This window comes from Burkholderia sp. BE17, assembly GCF_009362305.1.
GTDB lineage: Bacteria > Pseudomonadota > Gammaproteobacteria > Burkholderiales > Burkholderiaceae > Burkholderia > Burkholderia pyrrocinia_C.
Map to the genome: position 1 here is coordinate 1 of NZ_WHNU01000076.1, position 20,458 is coordinate 20,458.

Sequence of the window (20,458 nt, forward strand, 5' to 3'; positions counted from 1 at the left end):
GGGCTGCTGCGGATATGGCTGGCCTTGCGCGCCCGTCATGCGATCGGCTTCCTGCGCGTACACGGAGCCGCTGCCGTTCGCCGGTGCCGCGGGTTGCGCGGCCGGATCGGGGCGGCCTTCGACGCGTGCCTTCACGCTCGCGTGACGCTGCTCGAGTTCGTCGACCTGATACGGCGGCACCGGATTCTTGCCGTTCGCCAGTGCTTCGACGAGCGTGCGCGCGTCGGTCTCGATCGCCTCGAGTTCGCCCATCAGCGCCGCTGCGCCGGGCGCCGTCGACAGCTTCGCGTCGAGTTTCAGCGGACGGATGTCGTTCAGCACGTCGGTCGCACGCTTGAGCTGCGTGCGGCGTTCGTCGTCGGCGCGGCTGTTGTCGGCCGTGCGCGCGCGCCGCAGCGTCCAGCGCAACACCAGCGCGATCACCGCGACGATCAGCCCGAGGCCGATCCACATGCCGGTCGACGGGCCGTGTTTTTCAGCCGGCGCGACGGCGGGCGCGAGCGACGGCTGCTGCGTGCCGGCCTGTGTGGCCGACGGCGCGTTGCCGCTCACGCGCGCGGCGTCGGCGCGAATGCGCGACTCCGTCTGCGCGAAGCGCGAAGCGTCGGTGAAGCGCAGTTGCGGGTCGAGCGACTTCGCACGCTGCAGCTGCGCGAGCGCGTCGGACGCGCGGCCTTCGCGGTCCAGCACCTGTGCATACAGGTAGCGCGCGTGCGCGTTGTTCGGATGGGCGTCGATGACTTGCGACAGCTGCGTGTCGGCTTGTTGCCAGTTGCGCTGCGCGATCGACTGCTCGACCTGCTGCAGCGACGGTACCGCAAACGCGGCGGACGACAGCAACATCAGCGAGAGGCCGAGTGCGGCGAGAGATTTCTTCATGGTCGAACCGGGCGCAGGCGCCCGTCTCCTGACGATCGGTTCGCGCCGCGCGCCCGGGCCGGGGCGCGGCGCGGTTGCCGTTACTGCGCGGGCGTGTCGAGCTGCTTCTTCAGCGCGGCGAGGCGATCCTCGACCGACGGGCCCTTGTTCAGCGCGGCGAGCTTGTCGTCGAGCGCCTTGCCGCTCGACGTGTCGGCCGAATTGAGACGTGCGTCCGAGCGGGCGTTCTGCAGCGCGACCTTGTCCTCGAGCTTCTGGAAATCCTCGGACAGGTTCTTGCCGCCGATGCCGCCCAGCGCGCTGGCGGCGACATCCTTCGCCTGCGCGATTTCCTGCTTGGCCTGCAGGATGTTCGAGCGCGCGTTCAGGTCGTTGCGGCGCTGGCGCATGTCGGCGATCTGCCCCTTCAGCTTGTCGACCGACGGTTCGAGCGTCGTCAGCTCGGCCGCGAGCGCGTCGCGCTCGGCTTCCGCGTTCGACTGCGCGGCCAGTGCCTCGCGTGCGAGCGCTTCGTCGCCGGACTGCAGCGCGCGCTTCGCGCCGTCTTCGTACTTCTTCACCTTGTCGTCGGCCGCATCGCGCTTGCTGCGCTGGGTCGCGACCTGTGCCTCGATCTCGATCAGCGAATTCTCGGCACGGCCGATGCTGTCGTCGAGCTCCCGCACGATCTGCCGTGCGTCGCGCGACGGATCCTGTACCGAATCGGCCGCATCGTTCAGCAGGCCTTTGATCGTGCGCGAAACAGAGTCGAAAAGCGACATGAAATCCTCCGTGGTTGAAAGGCGCCGCGTGACCGCGGCAGTGCCCGCCGCGGGCCGGTTGCGCCACGCGTGAGCCGGCGGATATTACACCACCGGTTCACTTAAATACGGCTTAAACGCGCGAGTTCAAGCGGCTTGCGTATCGGAATGACAAACCTTTCGCGATTGAAAGAAAATCGGCCGCGCGCCCCGCATTGCGTGTCCATGATAGGCCGCGGATGCCGACAATACGTTCCGCAAATCACGGCGTTGCGGGAATTTTTACAAAAAATCGCGAAGGCACCCGGTCGATTTCATTAAAATGCGCTGTCACGTCGCGGGAACGGATCGCCGCGCGGCGGGGTCTGTCGACGTGACAGTCGCATTTCGATGCACTCTATCTGATCCATCCGCTTGCATTTCCGCATGCGTCCGAGGGCGCCACGTACGCCCGCCATTCCGACATGCCAATTATCAAACGACCGCCTTCTCCTTCCGACAGGAACGAACCCCACTACACGCTGCGCCGTTCGCCGTCCGGAGCCTATTACCCCGATGACGACGATCGCGACCATCACGACGACGGCCGCCGCGCACAGCGCAGCGGCGGCGGGGGCCGTCGCTCGTTCGGTTCGCGCGTCGCGTTGTGGTTCGCCGGCCTGTTCGTCACGCTGGCGATCGTCGGTGCGTTGATCGTCGGCTACGCGCTGGTCGTGATGGCGCCGCAGCTGCCGTCGCTCGATGCGCTGACCAACTACCAGCCGAAGGTGCCGCTGCGCGTGTTCACCGCCGATCACGTGCTGATCGGCGAGTTCGGCGAGGAGCGCCGCAGCCTCGTGCGCTTCCAGGACATTCCGGACGTGATGAAGAAGGCCGTGCTCGCGATCGAGGACTACCGCTTCTACGAGCACGGCGGCGTCGACTTCGTCGGCATCCTGCGGGCGGGTGTCGCCGACCTGATGCACGGCGGCGCGCGCCAGGGCGCGAGCACGATCACGATGCAGGTCGCGCGCAACTTCTTCCTGTCGAGCGAGAAGACGTATACGCGCAAGATCTACGAGATGCTGCTCGCGTACAAGATCGAGAAGGCCCTGACGAAGGACCAGATCCTCGAGCTGTACATGAACCAGATCTATCTCGGCCAGCGCTCGTACGGCTTCGCGGCCGCCGCGCGCGTGTATTTCGGCAAGGATCTGAAGGACATCACGCTCGCGGAAGCGGCGATGCTCGCGGGGCTGCCGAAGGCGCCGTCCGCGTATAACCCGGTCGTCAATCCGAAGCGTGCGAAGGTGCGCCAGGAGTACATCCTGAAGCGCATGCTCGAGGTCGGCTACATCACGCAGCCGCAGTACGACGCGGCGGTGAAGGAAGAGATCCACGTGCGCACGCCGGGCAACCAGTACGCGGTGCACGGCGAGTACGTCGCCGAGATGGTGCGGCAGATGATGTACCAGCAGTACAAGGACGAAACCTACACGCGCGGGCTGACCGTCACGACGACGATCAATTCGGCCGACCAGGAAGCCGCGTACCAGGCCGTGCGTCGCGGTATTCTCGACTACGAGCGTCGCCACGGCTATCGCGGGCCGGAAGCGTCGATCAACTTGCCCGCGGCCGGCGACGACCGCGACGAGGCGATCGACGATGCGCTCGCCGATCACCCGGACAACGGCGACCTGCAGTCGGCGGTCGTGCTGTCGGCCTCGCCGAACGCGGTCGAGGTGCAGTTCGTCGGCGGCGCGACGACGACGATCGGCCCGGCCGGGCTGCGCTTCGTGTCGGCCGCGCTCGGCCCCCGCGCGAACAACGCGCTGCGCATCAAGCCGGGCTCGGTCGTGCGCGTGCTGAAGGAGGGCAAGACGGGCTGGCAGGTCGTGCAGTTGCCGCAGGTCGAAGGCGCGCTCGTGGCGATCGCGCCGCAGGACGGCGCGATCCGCTCGCTCGTCGGCGGCTTCGACTTCAACAAGAGCAAGTTCAACCACGTGACGCAGGCATGGCGGCAGCCGGGCTCGTCGTTCAAGCCGTTCATCTATTCGGCGTCGCTCGACAAGGGCATGGGGCCGGCGACGATGATCAACGACGCGCCGCTGTATTTCCCGCCGAGCGTGCCGGGCGGCACCGCGTGGGAGCCGAAGGACGACGACCAGCCGGACGGCCCGATGACGATGCGCACGGGCCTGCAGCGTTCGAAGAACCTCGTGTCGATCCGGATCCTCGCATCGATCGGCACGCAGTATGCGCAGCAGTACGTGACGCAGCGCTTCGGCTTCGATCCCGCGAAGACGCCGCCGTACCTGCCGATGGCGCTCGGCGCGGGCCTCGTGACGCCGCTGCAGCTCGCGACCGGCTACGCGGTGTTCGCGAACGGCGGCTACAAGGTCGATCCGTACCTGATCGCCGAAGTCGACGATGCGCGCGGCCAGGCGCTGCAGAAGTCGCAGCCGGTGATCGCGGGCAGCACCGCGCCGCGCACGATCGAAGGCCGCAACGCGTTCGTGATGAACAGCCTGCTGCATTCGGTTGCGACGGGCGGCACGGGCGCGGGCACCAACGCGCTGGGCCGTAGCGACCTGCAGGGCAAGACGGGTACGACGAACGACGCGAAGGACGGCTGGTTCGCCGGCTACCAGCAGTCGCTCGTCGCGGTCGCGTGGATGGGCTTCGACCAGCCGAAGAGCCTCGGCAGCCGCGAATTCGGCGCGCAGCTCGCATTGCCGATCTGGGTGAACTACATGCGCACCGCGCTGAACGGCGTGCCGGAGCAGCAGATGCCGATGCCGGACGGCCTGACCTCGATCGACGGCGAGCTGTTCTACGCCGATCGCACGCCGGGCAACGGCTTCGTCGGGAACGTCGACATCAACCCAGCCGAGAACGCGATCAGCGCGAACGACGCACTCGGCTCGGCCGGCGCGGCAGGGCTCACGCCGCCGCCCGTCACGGCGCAGGAGAAGCAGCAGATCATGGACATGTTCGAGAGCAAGTAAGCAGTACGCCGCTGTTCCGGCATGCGACGGGCGCCTTCGGGCGCCCGTTTTTTTTGTGCGCTGCCGGTAGCGGGAGACGCGAAATCAGAACGACGCGCAGGCCGGCACGAACGTGACGCCGACCGACTCCTGATGGAACCGCTCCGCGTACGCGTGCCGGATCGCGGCGAGCCGCGCGCGCGTGTCGGGCGTATCGTCGGCGATGATACGGATCACGAAGCTGTCTTCGCGTGTGATGTTGCCGGTCGCGCGATCGCGCCACTGGCCGTGCGTGTCCCAGTACGTGAGGCCGTCGGGGAAACGCGGCGTGACCGTGTCGGCGAGGAACGTCGCGCGTTCGGCGTCGGTCACGGGGCCGCGTCCCGCGATGTCGCGTCCGAACAGCAGGTCGGCTTGCAGCGCGGGGTGTTCGCCCGGTTGCGCGCACATCGGTTGCGCGCCGACGGTCGGCGGGGGCAGGGCCGCGCAACCTGCGAGCAAGGCGATCGCCGCGGCGCCGGTCGCACGCATCGCGCGTTGCCGCCACGTCGCCGCGCGCGCCAGCGACAGCCACATCTGCCCATTTCGCGTCGATCGACCTCCGCGCGCGCAAAACGCTGCGCGCTCAACTACTTGCGTGCTTGTTCGGCGGGTTATCAACAGGGCTGTCAACATAATCTGGGGATAACCCTAGGTCGGTTCGTCGGCGCCCGGCGTGTGGTCAGTGCTGCAGTTTCGCGTGCGCGAGATGCATGCCGAGCGTGCCGGGGTCGGTGTTCGTGCCCGACAGCAGCACGCCGACGCGCTTGCCCTGCAGCGTTTCGCGCAGCGGGCCGAGCAGCGCGGCGAGTGCGGCCGCGCAAGCCGGTTCGACCGACAGCTTCAGGTGCGAGAACAGGAACAGCATCGCGGTGCGCAGCGCGTCGTCGGACACGGTGACGATGCGGTCGACGTGGCGCCGGCACAGCTGGTAGCTGTATTCCTCGGTATGCGGCGCCATCAGCGAATCGGCGATCGTCTGCATCGCGCTCATCTTGATCGTGTGATTCGCCGCGAAGCTGCGGCTCATCGCGTCGGCGCCTTCCGGCTCGACACCGTACACGTGCACGCGCGGATTCGCGAGCCTTAGCGCGGTCGCCATGCCGGCCGCGAGCCCGCCGCCGCCGATCGGCACGATCACCGCATCGAGGTCGGGTGTCTGCGTGGCCCATTCGTAGCCGAGCGTCGCGGTGCCGAGGATCGTGTGATAGCCGTTGAACGGATGGATGAAGAAGCGGCCTTCCTCGGCCTCGATCCGCCGCACGAGATCGAACGCCTGCGATGCGCTGCCCGCGAGCACGACTTCCGCGCGGTACTGCTTGCATTGCGCGATGCGCGTCGGGCTCGCGGTATGGAACATCACGACCTTCGCGCTGCTGCCGAGCCGCATCGCCGCATATGCGACGGCCGCCGCATGATTGCCGGCCGACACGCAGGTGACGCCGGCATCCTTGCGTGCCTCGTCGAGCGCGAGCAGGTGCGTGAATGCGCCGCGCGCCTTGAAGCTGCCGCTCACCTGCAGCAGTTCGAACTTGAAGTTGACGTGCGTGCCCTCGAGGGACGGCAGGTCGGCGCGTTCGAACACGGGCGTGCGCGCGACCCACGGCGACAACGCGAAATGCTGCGCGGCGATTTCGTCGAGCGTCGGAATCGGCTCGCCGTCGATCGTCGTATGGGGAGTGCCCTGTTGTTCAGTCGACATGACGTGGCGGGTGGCGGAGTGGGCCGGCCCGCACACGCGGGCCGGCGTGGCGGGAGGCAGTCAGTGCGCGTCGACCGACATGCTGCGGATGAACTTGCGCAGGAACTGCTCGCAGCCGGCGAGCTGCGCGAGCTCGACATATTCGTTCGGCTTGTGCGCCTGCTCGATGTTGCCGGGCCCGCACACGACGCTCGGGATGCCCGCGCGTTCGAACAGGCCGGCCTCGGTGCCGTACGCGACCTTGCGCTTGTCCTGGTCGGCGGTCAATGCGCGCACGAGCTGCGTGATCGCGGCCTGTTCGGTCGCGTCGAGGCCGGGCGCCGCGGCGATCTTCGAAAACTCGATCGCGGCATTCGGATGCTCGCGAAGCATCTGCGGCAGCAGCGTTTCCTGCGCATACGCTTCGATGCGCGTGAAGATCTGCTCGGGATCGAGCGTCGGCAGGTTGCGGAACTCGAAGTCGAACCGGCATTCGGCCGGCACCGTGTTGATCGCGTTGCCGCCCTGGATCGTGCTCGTCTGCGCGGTCGTGAACGGCACGTCGTACAGCTCGTCGAACGGGCCTTCGGCGCGAAAGCGCTCGGCGATGTCGCGGATGTGGCAGATGAGGCGCGCCGCGTACTCGATCGCGTTGAGCCCCTTCGGCGTCAGCGACGAATGCGCCGCGTGGCCGCGCACGCAGCAGCGGTACGCGTTGATGCCCTTGTGCGCGATGATCGGCCGCATGCTGGTTGGCTCGCCGACGATGCAGCCGGACGGTTGCACGCCGCGCTTGACGAGGTCGGCGATCATCAGCGGCGCGCCCGCGCAGCCGATTTCCTCGTCGTAGGACAGCGCGAAATGGATCGGCTTCGCGAGCTTCGTCGCCTGCATCTCGGGCAACAGCGCGAGCGCCGTGCCGATGAAGCCCTTCATGTCGCAGGTGCCGCGGCCGTACAGGCGGCCGCCGCGGATTTCCGGCGCAAACGGGTTGCTGTCCCATTGCTGGCCGTCGACCGGCACGACGTCGGTATGCCCGGACAGCACGATGCCGCCGTTCGTCGAGCCGTCGTGCGCGGGCACCGTCGCGAACAGGTTTGCCCAGCCTTCGCGCGGATCGTGCGTGATCGTCGAAACGATGCCTTTCGCGGCGAGCGCGTCGCGCACCGTTTCGATCAGGCCGAGATTCGGCACGCGGCTCGTCGTGTCCATCGACACCAGTTGCTTGACCCACGGCAGGCTGACGAGCGATTCGTCGCCTTGGGTTGCGGCGGACGGCGCCGTCGCGTCGAGAGTGGACATGGCAAAACTCCGTCTGATGAATGTGAAAATCATACTCAAAAACGCGTCGGCCCGCCTTCGCCGGGCGCGGTGCGGTGCAGCATCGCCGCGGCCTTCAGCGCGCCGCGGCGGCCGCTCCCTGCTTCGGCGCGAGCGCGCGCAACGTTTCCTTGATCGTCGACACGCGGATCGCGAGATCGGGCGAGCGCGTCTCGATGCGCAGCTTGTCCTGGCCCGCGAGCTTGATGTGCCGGTGCTTCTGCACCATCTCGATGATCCGCATCGGATCGATCGGCGGATTCGGCTCGAACTGCAGCCCGATCGCGACCTCGCTCGCGTCGATCTTCACGATGCCGAGCGGCTTCGCGGCGATGCGCAGCCGGTGCGTCTCGACGAGTGCGTGCGCCTGCGGCGGCAGCTTGCCGAAGCGGTCGATCAGTTCCTCCTGGATGCCGTCGATCGAGTCGCCGTGCTCGCAGTTCGCGAGGCGCTTGTACAGCGACAGCCGTTCCTGCACGTCCCCGCAGTAGTCGGCCGGCAGGATCGCGGGCGCATGCAGGTTGATTTCCGTCGTCGCGGCGAGCGGCGCGGTGAGGTCGGGCTCCTTGCCGTTCTTCAGCGCCTTCACCGCGTCGTTCAGCATGTCCGTATAAAGCTGGAAGCCGATCTCGTGGATCTCGCCCGACTGCTTGTCGCCGAGCACTTCGCCGGTGCCGCGGATCTCGAGGTCGTGCATCGCGAGATAGAAGCCCGAGCCGAGTTCCTCCATCTGCTGGATGGCCTCGAGCCGGCGCTGCGCCTGCTTGGTCAGCGCCTGCGGATCGTGGACCAGCAGGTACGCATAGGCCTGGTGATGCGAGCGGCCGACGCGGCCGCGCAACTGGTGGAGTTGCGCGAGGCCGAACTTGTCCGAGCGGTGCATGATGATCGTGTTCGCGCTCGGCACGTCGATGCCGGTCTCGATGATGGTCGTGCACAGCAGCACGTTCGCGCGCTGCGCGACGAAATCGCGCATCACGCGCTCGAGTTCGCGCTCGTGCATCTGGCCGTGCGCGATCACGATGCGCGCCTCGGGCACGAGCTCCTCGAGCATCGCCTTGCGGTTCTCGATCGTCTCGACCTCGTTGTGCAGGAAATACACCTGGCCGCCGCGCTTCAGCTCGCGCAGCATCGCCTCGCGGATCACGCTTTCCTCCTCGCGGCGCACGAAGGTCTTGATCGCGAGCCGCTTCTGCGGCGCGGTCGCGATCACCGAGAAATCGCGCAACCCTTCGAGCGCCATCCCGAGCGTGCGCGGGATCGGCGTCGCGGTGAGCGTCAGCACGTCGACTTCCGCGCGCAGCGCCTTCAGCGCTTCCTTCTGGCGCACGCCGAAGCGGTGTTCCTCGTCGATGATCACGAGGCCGAGGCGCTTGAACTGCACGTCCGACGACAGCAGCTTGTGCGTGCCGATCACGATGTCGACGCTGCCTTCGTTGATCTGCGCGATCGCCGTATTCACTTCCTTCGTGGTCTTGAAGCGCGACAGCTCGACGATCCGCACCGGCCAGTCCGCGAAGCGGTCGACGAAGGTCTGCGTATGCTGCTCGGCGAGCAGCGTGGTCGGCGACAGCAGCGCGACCTGCTTGCCGCCCATCACCGCGATGAACGCGGCACGCAGCGCGACCTCGGTCTTGCCGAAGCCGACGTCGCCGCACACGAGGCGGTCCATCGGCTTGCCGCTCGTCATGTCGCCGATCACGGCCGCGATCGCGGCGGCCTGGTCGGGCGTCTCCTCGAAGCCGAAGCTTTCCGCGAATTTCACGTAGTCGCGCGGGTCGAGCGCGAACGCGTGGCCCTCGCGGGCCGCGCGGCGCGCGTACAGGTTCAGCAACTCGGCGGCCGTGTCGCGGATCTGCTGCGCGGCCTTGCGCTTCGCGCGCTCCCACTGGCCGGAGCCGAGCGCGTGCAGCGGCGCGCTGTCGGGATCGGCGCCGCTGTAGCGCGAGATCACGTGCAATTGCGCGACGGGCACGTAGAGCTTGCTGTCGCCCGAGTATTCGAGATGCAGGAATTCGGTCTCGCCTTCGCCGAGATCCATCGACACGAGGCCCATGTAGCGGCCGATGCCGTGCTGCGCGTGGACGACCGGGTCGCCGACCTTCAGCTCCGACAGGTCGCGCACCATCGCGTCGACGTTGCTGGCCTGTTCCTGCCGGCGGCGGCCCGCGCGGCGGCCGAGCGCGCCGTACAGCTCGGTCTCGGTGACGATCGCATAGCCTTCGCCCGGCACGGCGAAGCCGCTCGACAGCGGCGCGACGCCGAGCGCGAAGCGTTCGTCGCTCGCGAGCCAGCCGGCGAAATGGTCGTTCGACACCGGTCGCAGATGGTGCTCGGCGAGCAACTGCAGGATCGTCTCGCGGCGGCCGGCCGATTCGACGGTCAGCAGCACGCGCTTGCCCGACGATTCGACGAACGTACGCAGCGACGCGAGCGGATCGTCGGAATGCCGGTCGACGGTGAGCTCGGGCAGCGCGGTCGCCCAGCCGCCGGCCGGTTGAGCGGGCAGCACGACGCGTGCGAACGGCTTCGCGAACGCGAAGAAATCCTCGTCGGACAGGAACAGGCGCTGCGGCTCCAGGATCGGCCGCTCGCGATCGTGCGACAGGAATGCGTGGCGCTGCTTCGTATCGGCCGTGAAGCGGCGGATCGATGCTTCGAGATCGCCGGTGAACACGAGGTGCGCGTCCTGCGGCAGGTAGTGGAACAGCGTGGCCGTTTCGTCGAAGAACAGCGGCAGGTAATACTCGATGCCGGCCGACGGCACGCCGTTGCCGATGTCCTTGTAGATCGGCGCGCGGCTCGGGTCGCCTTCGAAGGTCTCGCGCCAGCGGCTGCGGAAGGCCGTGCGCGCGGCTTCGTCGAACGGGAACTCGCGGCCGGGCAAGAGGCGCACGTCGCGCACCGGGTAGAGGCTGCGCTGCGTGTCGGGGTCGAACGCGCGGATCGAGTCGACCTGGTCGTCGAACAGGTCGATCCGGTACGGCAGCGGCGAGCCCATCGGGTACAGGTCGATCAGCGAGCCGCGCACGCAGTATTCGCCGGGTCGCACGACCTGGCTCACGTGCTCGTAGCCGGCCAGCGTGAGCTGCGCCTTCAGCTTCGCCTCGTCGAGCCGTTCGCCCTGTGCGAACGCGAACGTGTACGCGGCCATGAACGATGCGGGCGGCATCCGGTACAACGCGGTGGTGGCGGGGACGAGCAGGATGTCGCAGCGGCCTTCGCCGAGGTCGTGCAGCGTCGCGAGCCGTTCGGACACGAGGTCCTGGTGCGGCGAGAACGTGTCGTACGGCAGCGTTTCCCAGTCCGGCAGCAGGCGCACGCGCGCATCGGGCGAGAAGTAGCGGATTTCCTGCGAAAGTCGTTGCGCGTCGACCGCGTTCGCGCAGATCACCGCGAGGAGCGGCACGTCCCTGCGGTTGTCGGCGAGATAACGGGCGATGGCGAGCGCGTCGGCGGAACCGTGCGCGCCGTCGAAGGCGAAACGCTGGCCGCTTTTGACGCGGGCAACGGGCGAGGCGGACGGGGTGGAAGCGTTATCTGGCATAGGGACGGCAGGGGTGGCGTGCACGGGCGCATCGCGGTGCGCCGGTCGAGACGAAAGACCTATTATAAAATCCGCTTCTCGATTTCACCTTTCCGGCGTTTCCTTTCGTGACTCCCCGACTTTTCGCCCTGATTCCCTGTGCCGGCACGGGCAGCCGTTCCGGCTCGGCCGTGCCGAAGCAATATCGCACGCTGGCCGGCCGCGCGCTCCTGCATTACACGCTCGCCGCGTTCGACGCGTGCAGCGAATTCGCGCAGACGCTCGTCGTCCTCGCGCCCGACGATTCCCATTTCGACGCGCGTCGCTTCGCGGGCCTGCGCTTCGCGGTGCGCCGCTGCGGCGGCGGCTCGCGGCAGGCGTCGGTGCTGAACGGGCTGCTCGGGCTGGCCGAATTCGGCGCGACCGACCACGACTGGGTGCTGGTGCACGATGCCGCGCGCCCGGGCATCACGCCGGAGCTGATCCGCACGCTCGTCGCGACGCTGAAGGACGACCCGGTCGGCGGCATCGTCGCACTGCCGGTGGCCGATACGCTCAAGCGCGTGCCGGCCGGCGGCGACGCGATCGCGCGCACCGAGTCGCGCGACGCGCTGTGGCAGGCGCAGACGCCGCAGATGTTCCGCATCGGCATGCTGCGCGACGCGATCCTGCGCGCGCAGCGCGAAGGACACGACCTGACCGACGAAGCGAGCGCGATCGAATGGGCGGGCCACACGCCGCGCGTCGTGCAGGGCAGCCTGCGCAACTTCAAGGTCACGTATCCGGAAGATTTCGCGCTCGCGGAAGCGATCCTCGCGCGCGCCCCGCAATCCACCTGACACTTACTCAATCGGAACACGCATGGATTTCAGAATCGGACAAGGCTACGACGTGCACCAGCTCGTCCCGGGGCGCCCCCTCATCATCGGCGGCGTGACGATTCCGTACGAGCGCGGCCTGCTCGGCCACTCGGACGCGGATGTGCTGCTGCATGCGATTACCGACGCGCTGTTCGGCGCGGCGGCGCTCGGCGACATCGGCCGCCATTTCTCCGACACCGACGCGGCGTTCAAGGGCGCGGACAGCCGCGTGCTGCTGCGCGAATGCGTCGCCCGCGTGCAGGCGGCCGGTTTCACGATCCAGAACGTCGACAGCACCGTGATCGCGCAGGCGCCGAAGCTCGCGCCGCATATCGACGGGATGCGCGCGAACATCGCGGCCGATCTCGGGCTGCCGCTCGACCGCGTGAACGTAAAGGCGAAGACCAACGAGAAGCTCGGTTACCTCGGCCGCGGCGAGGGCATCGAGGCGCAGGCCGCCGCGCTGCTGGTCAGGCAGGGCGGCTGATGGCCGGTTGTGGCGGTGCGCGGCTCGTTCCGCGCGCGGTGGTGCTGCGGAAATGAAAAATGCCACGCTGATGCGTGGCATTTTCGTTTGGGGTGGCCGCCGCTCCGGCACGGCTGCTGGTCGCGCGGCGAAACCGCTCATGTAGCCGTTTACTCGCCTTCGGCGGCGATCACCTGCGCGGCGGCGTTGATCACCGACGCGATGCGGCCGACGTCGCGCAGCTGCGTGACGGTCATCCCTTGCTCGTTCTTCAGCAGCGCATAGTGCGACTTCACGCAGAAGTGGCACTTGCCGACGATCGACGCGGCGAGCGCGTACATCTCGAACTTGCGCTTGTCGACGCCGCCGTGCGTCGCATACGCACCCATCCGCAGCTCGGCGCGCTGCGTCTTCAGGTCGGAGTCGTCGGCCATCTCGACATACGGATACCAGGTGTTGTTCATCCCCATCAGCGCGGCTGCCGTCAGCACGGCGTTCGTCTCTTCGGGAGACAGCACGCCGGCTTCGCGGATCGTCTTCACGAGCACCGTGCTCTTCGCCGCGATCGCCGCCGCCAGCGCGACGCCGACCGCGTCGGTGCCTTCGAGCGACGAGCGCGAGATCGTGCCGTCGAGGTTCAGGCGAATGTCCTTCGCGTAGTCGGGAATGCGCGCCTTAATCGAGTCGATGAATTCCATTGATATCTCCTATGGGTTGGCCGTTAAAAAAGCCCGCAGGCAGGACGTGCGCCGCGGGCTTCGTGCATCGATGCGCTTACAGCGTTGCGCCGCCGACTGCACGGTTGCACGGGCACAGTTCGTCCGTTTGCAGGCCGTCCAGAATGCGCAGGACTTCTGCCGGGCTGCGGCCGACGTTCAGGTTGTTCACCGAAACGTGCTGGATCGTGTTGTCCGGATCGACGATGAACGTTGCACGCAGGGCCACGCCGGCTTCCTTGTCGCGCACGCCGAGCTGGTCGATCAACTCGCCCTTGACGTCGCCGAACGAGTAGTGGTTCAGCTTGTCCAGGTCCTTGTGCTCACGGCGCCATGCGAGCTTGACGAATTCGTTGTCCGAGCTGCCGCCGAGCAGGATCGCGTCGCGCTCTTCGAACTGCTTCGTGAGCTTCGCGAACTCGACGATTTCCGTCGGGCACACGAACGTGAAATCCTTCGGATAGAAGTAGATGATCTTCCACTTGCCCGGGAACGACGCTTCGGTGACGTTCTCGAACGCCGACTGGCCGTTTTCCTCGTGATTGTTGAAGCCCGGCTTCGCGGCTACGACGGTGAAAGCTTCGAGTTTATCGCCCACGGTTTTCATGCGGATACTCCTGTATGAGTTGGGAAGAGGACTGAGTCAAGCTACCTCGGTGCTGCAACGATGGTGTGACAGCATGGGGCGAACTATAACACTATTAATAAAATGCTTCAATAGATTTTGACTAACGATCTTCATAGTTTTTTTCAACCGGATCGATAGTGTGAAGCGCAGGAAGCGTGCGCGAGCGCGTCACGCGGTCGCACGCGCCTTGCCGGCGCCGGGGAATTCGAGCGTGACTTCGAGACCCGCTTCGGGGTTGCGGTTGCGCAGGCGCAGCGCGCCGCGATAGCGGCCGACGAGCCGCAGCACGATCGCCATCCCGAGGCCCGTGCCGTCCGCCTTGGTGCGCGCGGTGTCGACGCGATAGAACGGCCGCATCACGAGCGGCAACTGATCTTCGGGGATGCCGGGACCTTCGTCGCTCACCGACAGCTCGACGCGCGCGTGCGATACGCGCGTCTCGAGCGTGATGCGCGAGATGCCGTCCTGCTTGCTCTGGCCATACTTGCGCGCGTTCTCGACGAGGTTGCCGATCACGCGGCGCATGTCGGTCTCGTCGGCTTCGATGACCGCGCTCGGCGCGAGCCGCGTGCGGATCTCGACGCCGTCCTCGCCCGATACGCGCGCGGCGACTTCCTGCGCGATCGACGACAGGTCGACGGGCTCGGGCCTGCGCTGCGACGGGCGCGCGTAGTCGATGAAGGCCGCGATGATGCGGTCCATCTGCTCGATGTCGTCGACCATCGCGTCCTTTGTTGCCTGGTCGGACGGGCTCATCTCGGTTTCGAGGCGAAGCCGCGCGAGCGGCGTGCGCAGGTCGTGCGAGATGCCCGCGAGCATCAGTGCGCGGTCGGCCTCGAGCTGTTCGAGGTCGCGCACCATCTGGTTGAAGCTGCGGTTGGTATCGGCCGCGACGCCCATCCCGCGCTCGGGCAGCAGCTCGGGCGCCTGGCCCGAGCCGACCTGGCGCGCGGCGAGCGCCAGCCGCGAGAACGGCCGGTTCACGAGGCTCGTGATGAACGCGGAGCCGAACAGCGACAGTGCGAGCGCGAACAGCCCCCAGCCGGCCCACTGCAGGCCCGTGACGTTGTCGAGCTGGTCGCGGTCGAGCGCGACCCAGTAATCGTCGTCGTCGATCTTGAAGCTGATCCACACGCCGGGAATGTCGTTGACCGACTGCGCGATCACGGTATCGTCGCCGAGGCGGCTGCGAATGTCGTGCTCGATCAGGCGGTTCAGCGATTCGTCGGGTTGCAGCTTGAACTTGTCGGTTTTCTCGCGCGGGTAAACGCGCACGCCCTCGTTGCTCTCGAGATCCTGCAGCAGCGCGCGCCGCAGATCGGGATCGGAATAGAGCAGGGCGGTGCGCGTGAGCTTCACGACCGCGACGAGCTGCAGCGCGACGCGCTGCGCACGCGGCTCGCGCTCGATCACGCGAAAGCTCTGGAACCACGCGGCGAGACTGACCGAGATCAGCAGCGCGATCAGCAGGAAGGTGCGCCAGAACAGCCCGCCGAACGCGAGCTGCAGGAGGCGCCGGTCAATACGCATGGGACGGGCCGTGGGCGGGCGAAACCGGAAAGGAAAAAATCAGGCGGCGCCGTCCGGAATGAACACGTAGCCGAGACCCCAGACGGTCTGGATGAAGCGCGGGCTGCCTGGATCCGGTTCGATCAGCTTGCGCAGGCGCGAAATCTGCACGTCGAGGCTGCGGTCGAACACTTCGTATTCACGGCCGCGCGCGAGCTCCATCAGCTTCTCGCGCGACAGCGGCTGGCGCGGATGACGCGCGAACACCTTCAGCACCGAGAATTCGCCGGTTGTCAGCGGAATTTCCTGGCCGGATTTCGTCAGCGTGCGGGTTGCGAGGTTCAGCGAGAACTCGCCGAACTCGAACACCTCGGTGGTTTCCGACGGCGCGCCCGGCAGCTCGGCCGGCGCCTGGCGGCGCAGCACCGCGTGAATGCGCGCGACGAGCTCGCGCGGGTTGAACGGCTTCGGCAGGTAATCGTCGGCGCCCATCTCGAGGCCGACGATGCGATCGACGTCCTCGCCCTTTGCGGTGAGCATGATGATCGGCGTGCGGTCGTTGCTGCCGCGCAAGCGGCGGCAGATCGACAGGCCGTCTTCGCCCGGCAGCATCAGGTCGAGCACGAGCAGGTCGAAACGCTCGCGTACCCAGAGCTTGTTCATCGCGGTCGCGTTCTCCGCGACATATACGTTAAAGCCCTGCTCGCCGAGATAGCGGCGCAGCAGATCGCGCAGGCGCGGGTCGTCGTCGACGACGAGAATCTTGGAGGGGTTTTTCGTTTCCATGATCGGCATCTTATCGCGAATGGGAATTGGCGCACGGCCGCGTATTTTCGTGCGTTACAGTCGGTTACAAAATTTACCCGTAGTGTCGCGCCGAGTAAAGGCAGGCTGTAGAGATTCCTTTACTCGAAGCCGAAATTCGGTAGATACTCCCCTGCACTCCATCTTTCATCTTTGCACACCCGAATTCCGCAGGGTTTTTCAAGTACCAGAGGTAGCCGGTTGCCGCGTGACGAAGGGAACAAATCGACCAAAGAAGCGAGGACGGTCATGCGATCTGCCCGGATTGCACTGATGCTGACGATCGCGCTTGCCGGTCCGTATGCGTCGAACTTCTCGTATGCGCAGCGCCCCGAGCAGGGCGCACCTTCGCGCAAGCTACCGCGCGGCAAAGCGCCGCAGCCAGACCGTGCCGCCGATATGACGGTCCGTTCCGCCGTGCCTCCCGATCTCGAACAGCGCCGCCGCGACGGGCACATGACGCCCGAGGAGCGCCACATTTTGCGCCAGCACATCGAAGACGCCGTTCGCGAGTTGTACAAGCGCTGAAGCGTGTCGTCATCGCCCTGCGCGGAACACACCGCGCGGAAAAAATTCGTAGCACTTTTTCAGTCAACTTTCGCCTGCCGATTGCCGTTGTACCGGCATCCGCACCGCCGGTGCGCTCCGGGAGTCCATGACGATGAAAGCGAACGCTGCCGTACCGGCGCCGTCGCCCGCTATGCAGTCGGCGCTCGACGCCGACGATGCGCTGTTTTTCCTGAGCCGCACCGGTTTCTCTCCCGCGCCCGCCGAGGTTGCGCGCATCGTCGGCATGACACGCGCGCAGGCGGTGGCCGACACACTCGGCAACGTTCGCCGCGAACCCGTGACGGCGTGGCCCGACTGGATCGCCGAGCTGCCGCCGACGCGCGCGCAGCGCCAGGCGCTGACCCCCGACATGCGGCGCGACGAGCAGCGCGAGCGCGATCGCCGCTATGAGGCGTTGCGCGCGGCGTGGGTCAACGAGATGGTCGTGACGCCGTCGCCGCTGACCGAACGCATGACGCTGTTCTGGCACGGGCATTTCACGTCGGGGCAGGACAAGGTGCCTTATCCGCAAACGATGGCCGCGCAGAATGCGCTGTTTCGCCGCGAGGCGCTCGGCAACTTCGGCACGCTGCTGCACGCGGTCGCGAAGGATCCGGCGATGCTGCAGTATCTCGACGGCGTGAGCAATCGCAAGGGACGCCCGAACGAGAATTTCGCGCGCGAGGCGATGGAGCTGTTCACGCTCGGCGAAGGGCATTACACGCAGTACGACGTGACCGAAGCCGCGCGCGCGATGACGGGCTGGACGATCGATCCCGATACGCTGCGCTTCGAGGTGCGGCCCGAATGGCACGACGCGGGCGACAAGACGATTCTCGGCGAGACGGGGCCGTTCGACGGCGACGGCTTTGTCGACATCCTGCTGAAGCGGGCCGGCACCGCACGCTTCATCGTCGGCAAGCTGTGGCGCGAGTTCGTGTCCGATACGCCCGACGCGGGCGCGCTCGATAGCCTGGCCGAACGGTTTCGCGCGAGCGGCTACGACATTCGCACGGCGCTCGCCGCGCTGTGGTCGACCGACGCGTTCTGGGATCCGCGCAACCGCGGCGTGCTCGTCAAGTCGCCGGCCGAGTTCGTCGTCGGGTCGGTGCGGCTGTTCGACGTCGCGTACGGCGATCCGCAGATGCTCGCGAACACCGTGCGCACGCTCGGGCAAAACCTGTTCTATCCGCCGAACGTGAAGGGCTGGCCGGGCGGCGCGCTGTGGATCAACAGCACCACGCTGCTCGCGCGCAAGCAGTTCGTCGAGCAACTGTTCCGCGCGACGGAGACGGCCGGCATGCGGCCGCCTGCGCATGATGCAATGGGGCCGCCGTCGAACGCGCGTGCGCACGCGATGCCGGTGGTCGACACGGCGTCCGCCGCCGGCATGCGCGGCGCGCCGGCCAAGCCCGCGCGCGGCGGCCTGCGCTTCGACCTCGAACGCTGGCTGGCGCAATATCGCGCGCGGCCGCAGGCGATCGCGGGATTGTCGACCGAGCTTCAGTTGCAGCATGCGGTGCTGCAACTGTCGCCGGTCGCGGCGATCGACACGGATTCGACCGGCAGCGCGTATCTCGAGGCGCTGCTGATGGATCCGGCCTATCAACTGAAATGATGCAAACGACGACGAATCGGAGCGCCGGAGCGGCCAAGGTGCCGGGCGGCGAACCAAAGGATGCGCGATGAACCGACGTGATTTTCTGACGCTGACGGGGGCCGCTGCGGCGGCGGGCGTGTCGATGTGGCAAGCGCCCGCGCTGGCGGCCTCGGGGGCGCCAGCTGGCCGGCAAGCGGCGGCCGGCTATGCGAACGTGCTGATCCTCGTCGAGCTGAAGGGCGGCAACGACGGCCTCAACACGGTGGTGCCGTATGCGGACCCGCTGTACTACCAGTTCCGGCGCGGCATCGGCATCAAGCGCGAGCAGGTGCTGCAGCTCGACGCGCACACCGGGCTGCACCCGTCGCTCACGCCGCTGATGCCGCTGTGGCGCGACGGGCAGGTCGCGGTCGTGCAGGGCGTCGGCTATCCGCAGTCGAACCTGTCGCATTTCCGCTCGATCGAGATCTGGGATACGGCATCGCGTTCGGACCAGTACCTGCACGAAGGCTGGCTCACGCGCACGTTTGCGCAGGCCCCCGTGCCGCCCGGTTTCGCGGCGGACGGCGTCGTGCTCGGCAGCGCCGAGATGGGGCCGCTCGCGAACGGCGCGCGCGCGATCGCGCTCGTCAATCCCGCGCAGTTCATTCGTGCGGCCCGGCTTGCCGAACCGTCGTCGCTGCGCGAGCAGAACCCGGCGCTCGCGCACATCATCGACGTCGAGAACGATATCGTGAAGGCAGCCGACCGACTGCGCCCGCGCGGCGGGATGCGTGAATTCCGGACGGCGTTTCCGGCCGGCGCGTTCGGCACGTCGGTCAAGACCGCGATGCAGGTGCTGGCCGCGTGCGAAGCGTCCGGGCCCGGTGCGCAGGATGGCGTCGCGGTGCTGCGCCTGACGCTCAACGGCTTCGACACGCACCAGAACCAGCCGGGGCAGCAGGCCGCGCTGCTCAAGCAGTTCGCGGAAGGGATGAGCGCGATGCGCGGCGCGCTGCTCGAACTCGGGCGCTGGAACCAGACGCTCGTGATGACGTATGCGGAATTCGGGCGGCGCGTGCGCGAGAACCAGAGCAACGGCACCGATCACGGCACGGCCGCGCCGCATTTCGTGATGGGCGGCCGCGTGGCCGGGGGGCTGTACGGTGCGCCGCCGGCGCTCGGGCGGCTCGACGGCAACGGCAACCTGCCGGTCGCGGTCGATTTCCGCCAGCTCTACGCGACCGTGCTCGGGCCGTGGTGGGGGCTCGACGCGACGCGCGTGCTGCAGCAGCGCTTCGACACGCTGCCGTTGTTGAAGGCGTGATGCGTCGGGTTCAGCGCCGGCGTGCGGCGCGCCACGCGATCCACAGTTTGCGGATCGGCGTCAGCGCGATGCGCTGGTGCAGCACCTGGTAGCCGTCGCGCTCGACTTCGTCGAGCAGCGCGCCGGCCAATGCGATTTGCGCGCGCAGCGTGCGCTGCGCGCGGCGTTCGGGGGCGGGGATCGCTGCATCGGTGGCCGCGAGCGCTTCGCGCGCGCGCGCTGTCTGGAATTGCAGCAACTCGGTGAAGGCCGGGCTGTAGCGGCGGTTCAGCAGATCGGCCGCGGTCACGTTGTAGCGCTGCAGTTCGTCGATCGGCAGGTAGATGCGGCCGTGGCGCGCGTCGTTGCCGAGTTCCTGCACGAATTGCGCGAGCATCAGCGCGCGGCCGGCGTCCGCGGCCCACGGCTGCGGGTCGGCCGGGTTCGCGGCGCTGGCACGCGCGACCAGCGACGCGAAGGTGCCGCCGACCTGCGCGATATAGCGCTGCAGATTCGCGAAATCGAGGTAGCGCGCCTGTTCGAGGTCCATCCCGTAACCGTTGACGAGCGTACGCAACGCGTCGGCCTCGGCGGCGATCGCCGGATGATGCTGCGCGAGCGCCTTCGTGACGGGGTGCGACGGCTGAGCGTCGGCCAGTGCCGCGAGTTCCTTGTGCCACCACGCGAGCTTCGTGTGGCCGACGGTCGGGTCGCTGGTTTCCTTGACGGTTTCCTCGAGTTCGCGGCGCAGCGCGAACAATGCCGTCAGGCGCGGCTGCGTGGCGAGTGGCGCCTGACGCAACGCGTAGTAGACGCTGGAGCCCGCGGGGGCGGCCTTTTGCTGACAGTAGTCGTCGAAGTTCACGGGCGGAATCGGGTGGGGGCGGGTT

General features: G+C 67.4%; 17 protein-coding genes. 6 read left to right on the top strand and 11 right to left on the bottom strand.

What is annotated here, in order from left to right; genetic code table 11:
• Both GD429_RS38880 and GD429_RS38885 read right to left on the bottom strand, forming a co-directional pair.
• Positions 1–879, bottom strand: an 879-nt coding sequence (locus GD429_RS38880; protein ID WP_152865369.1) for a tetratricopeptide repeat protein, incomplete at its 3' end; no start/stop codon positions are given.
• Positions 880–959: 80 nt separating this feature from the next.
• Positions 960–1,640 (bottom strand): PspA/IM30 family protein, encoded by a 681-nt coding sequence (locus tag GD429_RS38885; RefSeq protein WP_059233905.1) that lies wholly within the window; start codon positions 1,638–1,640, stop codon positions 960–962.
• Between the two features lie 443 nt (positions 1,641–2,083).
• On the opposite strand from GD429_RS38885, the gene GD429_RS38890 reads away from it, so the two are divergent.
• Positions 2,084–4,606 carry a penicillin-binding protein 1A gene (locus GD429_RS38890; RefSeq protein ID WP_152865371.1) on the top strand — a complete coding sequence of 841 codons (2,523 nt, stop codon included), beginning with the start codon at positions 2,084–2,086 and terminating at the stop codon, positions 4,604–4,606.
• An 84-nt stretch (positions 4,607–4,690) separates the two neighbouring features.
• Here the strand turns inward: GD429_RS38890 and GD429_RS38895 are convergent, their stop codons facing one another.
• The 4 genes from GD429_RS38895 to mfd form a co-directional block, all read right to left on the bottom strand.
• Positions 4,691–5,116: a DUF3574 domain-containing protein gene (locus GD429_RS38895; RefSeq protein WP_152865395.1), complete on the bottom strand. Its 426-nt coding sequence runs from the start codon at positions 5,114–5,116 to the stop codon at positions 4,691–4,693.
• 190 nt (positions 5,117–5,306) lie between these two features.
• The gene (locus GD429_RS38900) at positions 5,307–6,326 is read right to left on the bottom strand and encodes a threonine/serine dehydratase (RefSeq protein ID WP_152865373.1); all 1,020 of its coding nucleotides are present in this window, start codon (positions 6,324–6,326) and stop codon (positions 5,307–5,309) included.
• Between the two features lie 60 nt (positions 6,327–6,386).
• Entirely contained in the window at positions 6,387–7,607 is a 1,221-nt protein-coding gene (gene argE / locus GD429_RS38905) for an acetylornithine deacetylase (protein ID WP_152865375.1), read from the bottom strand.
• A gap of 94 nt (positions 7,608–7,701) precedes the next feature.
• Positions 7,702–11,172 carry a transcription-repair coupling factor gene (gene mfd, locus GD429_RS38910; RefSeq protein ID WP_152865377.1) on the bottom strand — a complete coding sequence of 1,157 codons (3,471 nt, stop codon included), beginning with the start codon at positions 11,170–11,172 and terminating at the stop codon, positions 7,702–7,704.
• A 107-nt stretch (positions 11,173–11,279) separates the two neighbouring features.
• Here mfd and ispD point away from each other — a divergent pair, with 107 nt between their 5' ends.
• Together ispD and ispF are read left to right on the top strand one after the other, a co-directional pair.
• Positions 11,280–11,990, top strand: a complete 711-nt coding sequence (gene ispD, locus GD429_RS38915; RefSeq protein ID WP_174421672.1) for a 2-C-methyl-D-erythritol 4-phosphate cytidylyltransferase — start codon at positions 11,280–11,282, stop codon at positions 11,988–11,990.
• A 22-nt stretch (positions 11,991–12,012) separates the two neighbouring features.
• Positions 12,013–12,498: a 2-C-methyl-D-erythritol 2,4-cyclodiphosphate synthase gene (ispF, locus tag GD429_RS38920; RefSeq protein ID WP_034181174.1), complete on the top strand. Its 486-nt coding sequence runs from the start codon at positions 12,013–12,015 to the stop codon at positions 12,496–12,498.
• A gap of 149 nt (positions 12,499–12,647) precedes the next feature.
• Here ispF and GD429_RS38925 read toward each other — a convergent pair whose 3' ends face one another.
• The 4 genes from GD429_RS38925 to ompR form a co-directional block, all read right to left on the bottom strand.
• Complete coding sequence (locus GD429_RS38925; protein WP_152865379.1) at positions 12,648–13,175, bottom strand: carboxymuconolactone decarboxylase family protein; 528 nt, start codon at positions 13,173–13,175, stop codon at positions 12,648–12,650.
• A 76-nt stretch (positions 13,176–13,251) separates the two neighbouring features.
• Positions 13,252–13,800 (bottom strand): peroxiredoxin, encoded by a 549-nt coding sequence (locus GD429_RS38930; protein ID WP_152865381.1) that lies wholly within the window; start codon positions 13,798–13,800, stop codon positions 13,252–13,254.
• Between the two features lie 189 nt (positions 13,801–13,989).
• A complete protein-coding gene (locus GD429_RS38935) occupies positions 13,990–15,351 on the bottom strand; it encodes an ATP-binding protein (protein ID WP_152865383.1) in 1,362 nt (453 codons plus the stop codon).
• Between the two features lie 39 nt (positions 15,352–15,390).
• Positions 15,391–16,125 carry a two-component system response regulator OmpR gene (ompR, locus tag GD429_RS38940; protein WP_006478565.1) on the bottom strand — a complete coding sequence of 245 codons (735 nt, stop codon included), beginning with the start codon at positions 16,123–16,125 and terminating at the stop codon, positions 15,391–15,393.
• Positions 16,126–16,383: 258 nt separating this feature from the next.
• On the opposite strand from ompR, the gene GD429_RS38950 reads away from it, so the two are divergent.
• From GD429_RS38950 to GD429_RS38960, 3 genes are all read left to right on the top strand, one after another.
• Positions 16,384–16,662 (top strand): hypothetical protein, encoded by a 279-nt coding sequence (locus tag GD429_RS38950; RefSeq protein ID WP_152865387.1) that lies wholly within the window; start codon positions 16,384–16,386, stop codon positions 16,660–16,662.
• Between the two features lie 133 nt (positions 16,663–16,795).
• The gene (locus GD429_RS38955; RefSeq protein WP_152865389.1) at positions 16,796–18,301 is read left to right on the top strand and encodes a DUF1800 domain-containing protein; all 1,506 of its coding nucleotides are present in this window, start codon (positions 16,796–16,798) and stop codon (positions 18,299–18,301) included.
• Positions 18,302–18,368: 67 nt separating this feature from the next.
• Entirely contained in the window at positions 18,369–19,589 is a 1,221-nt protein-coding gene (locus GD429_RS38960; RefSeq protein WP_152865391.1) for a DUF1501 domain-containing protein, read from the top strand.
• 10 nt (positions 19,590–19,599) lie between these two features.
• Here GD429_RS38960 and hpnD read toward each other — a convergent pair.
• Positions 19,600–20,458 (bottom strand): presqualene diphosphate synthase HpnD (gene hpnD, locus GD429_RS38965; protein WP_152865393.1); only part of this gene is annotated, 859 nt, incomplete at its 5' end.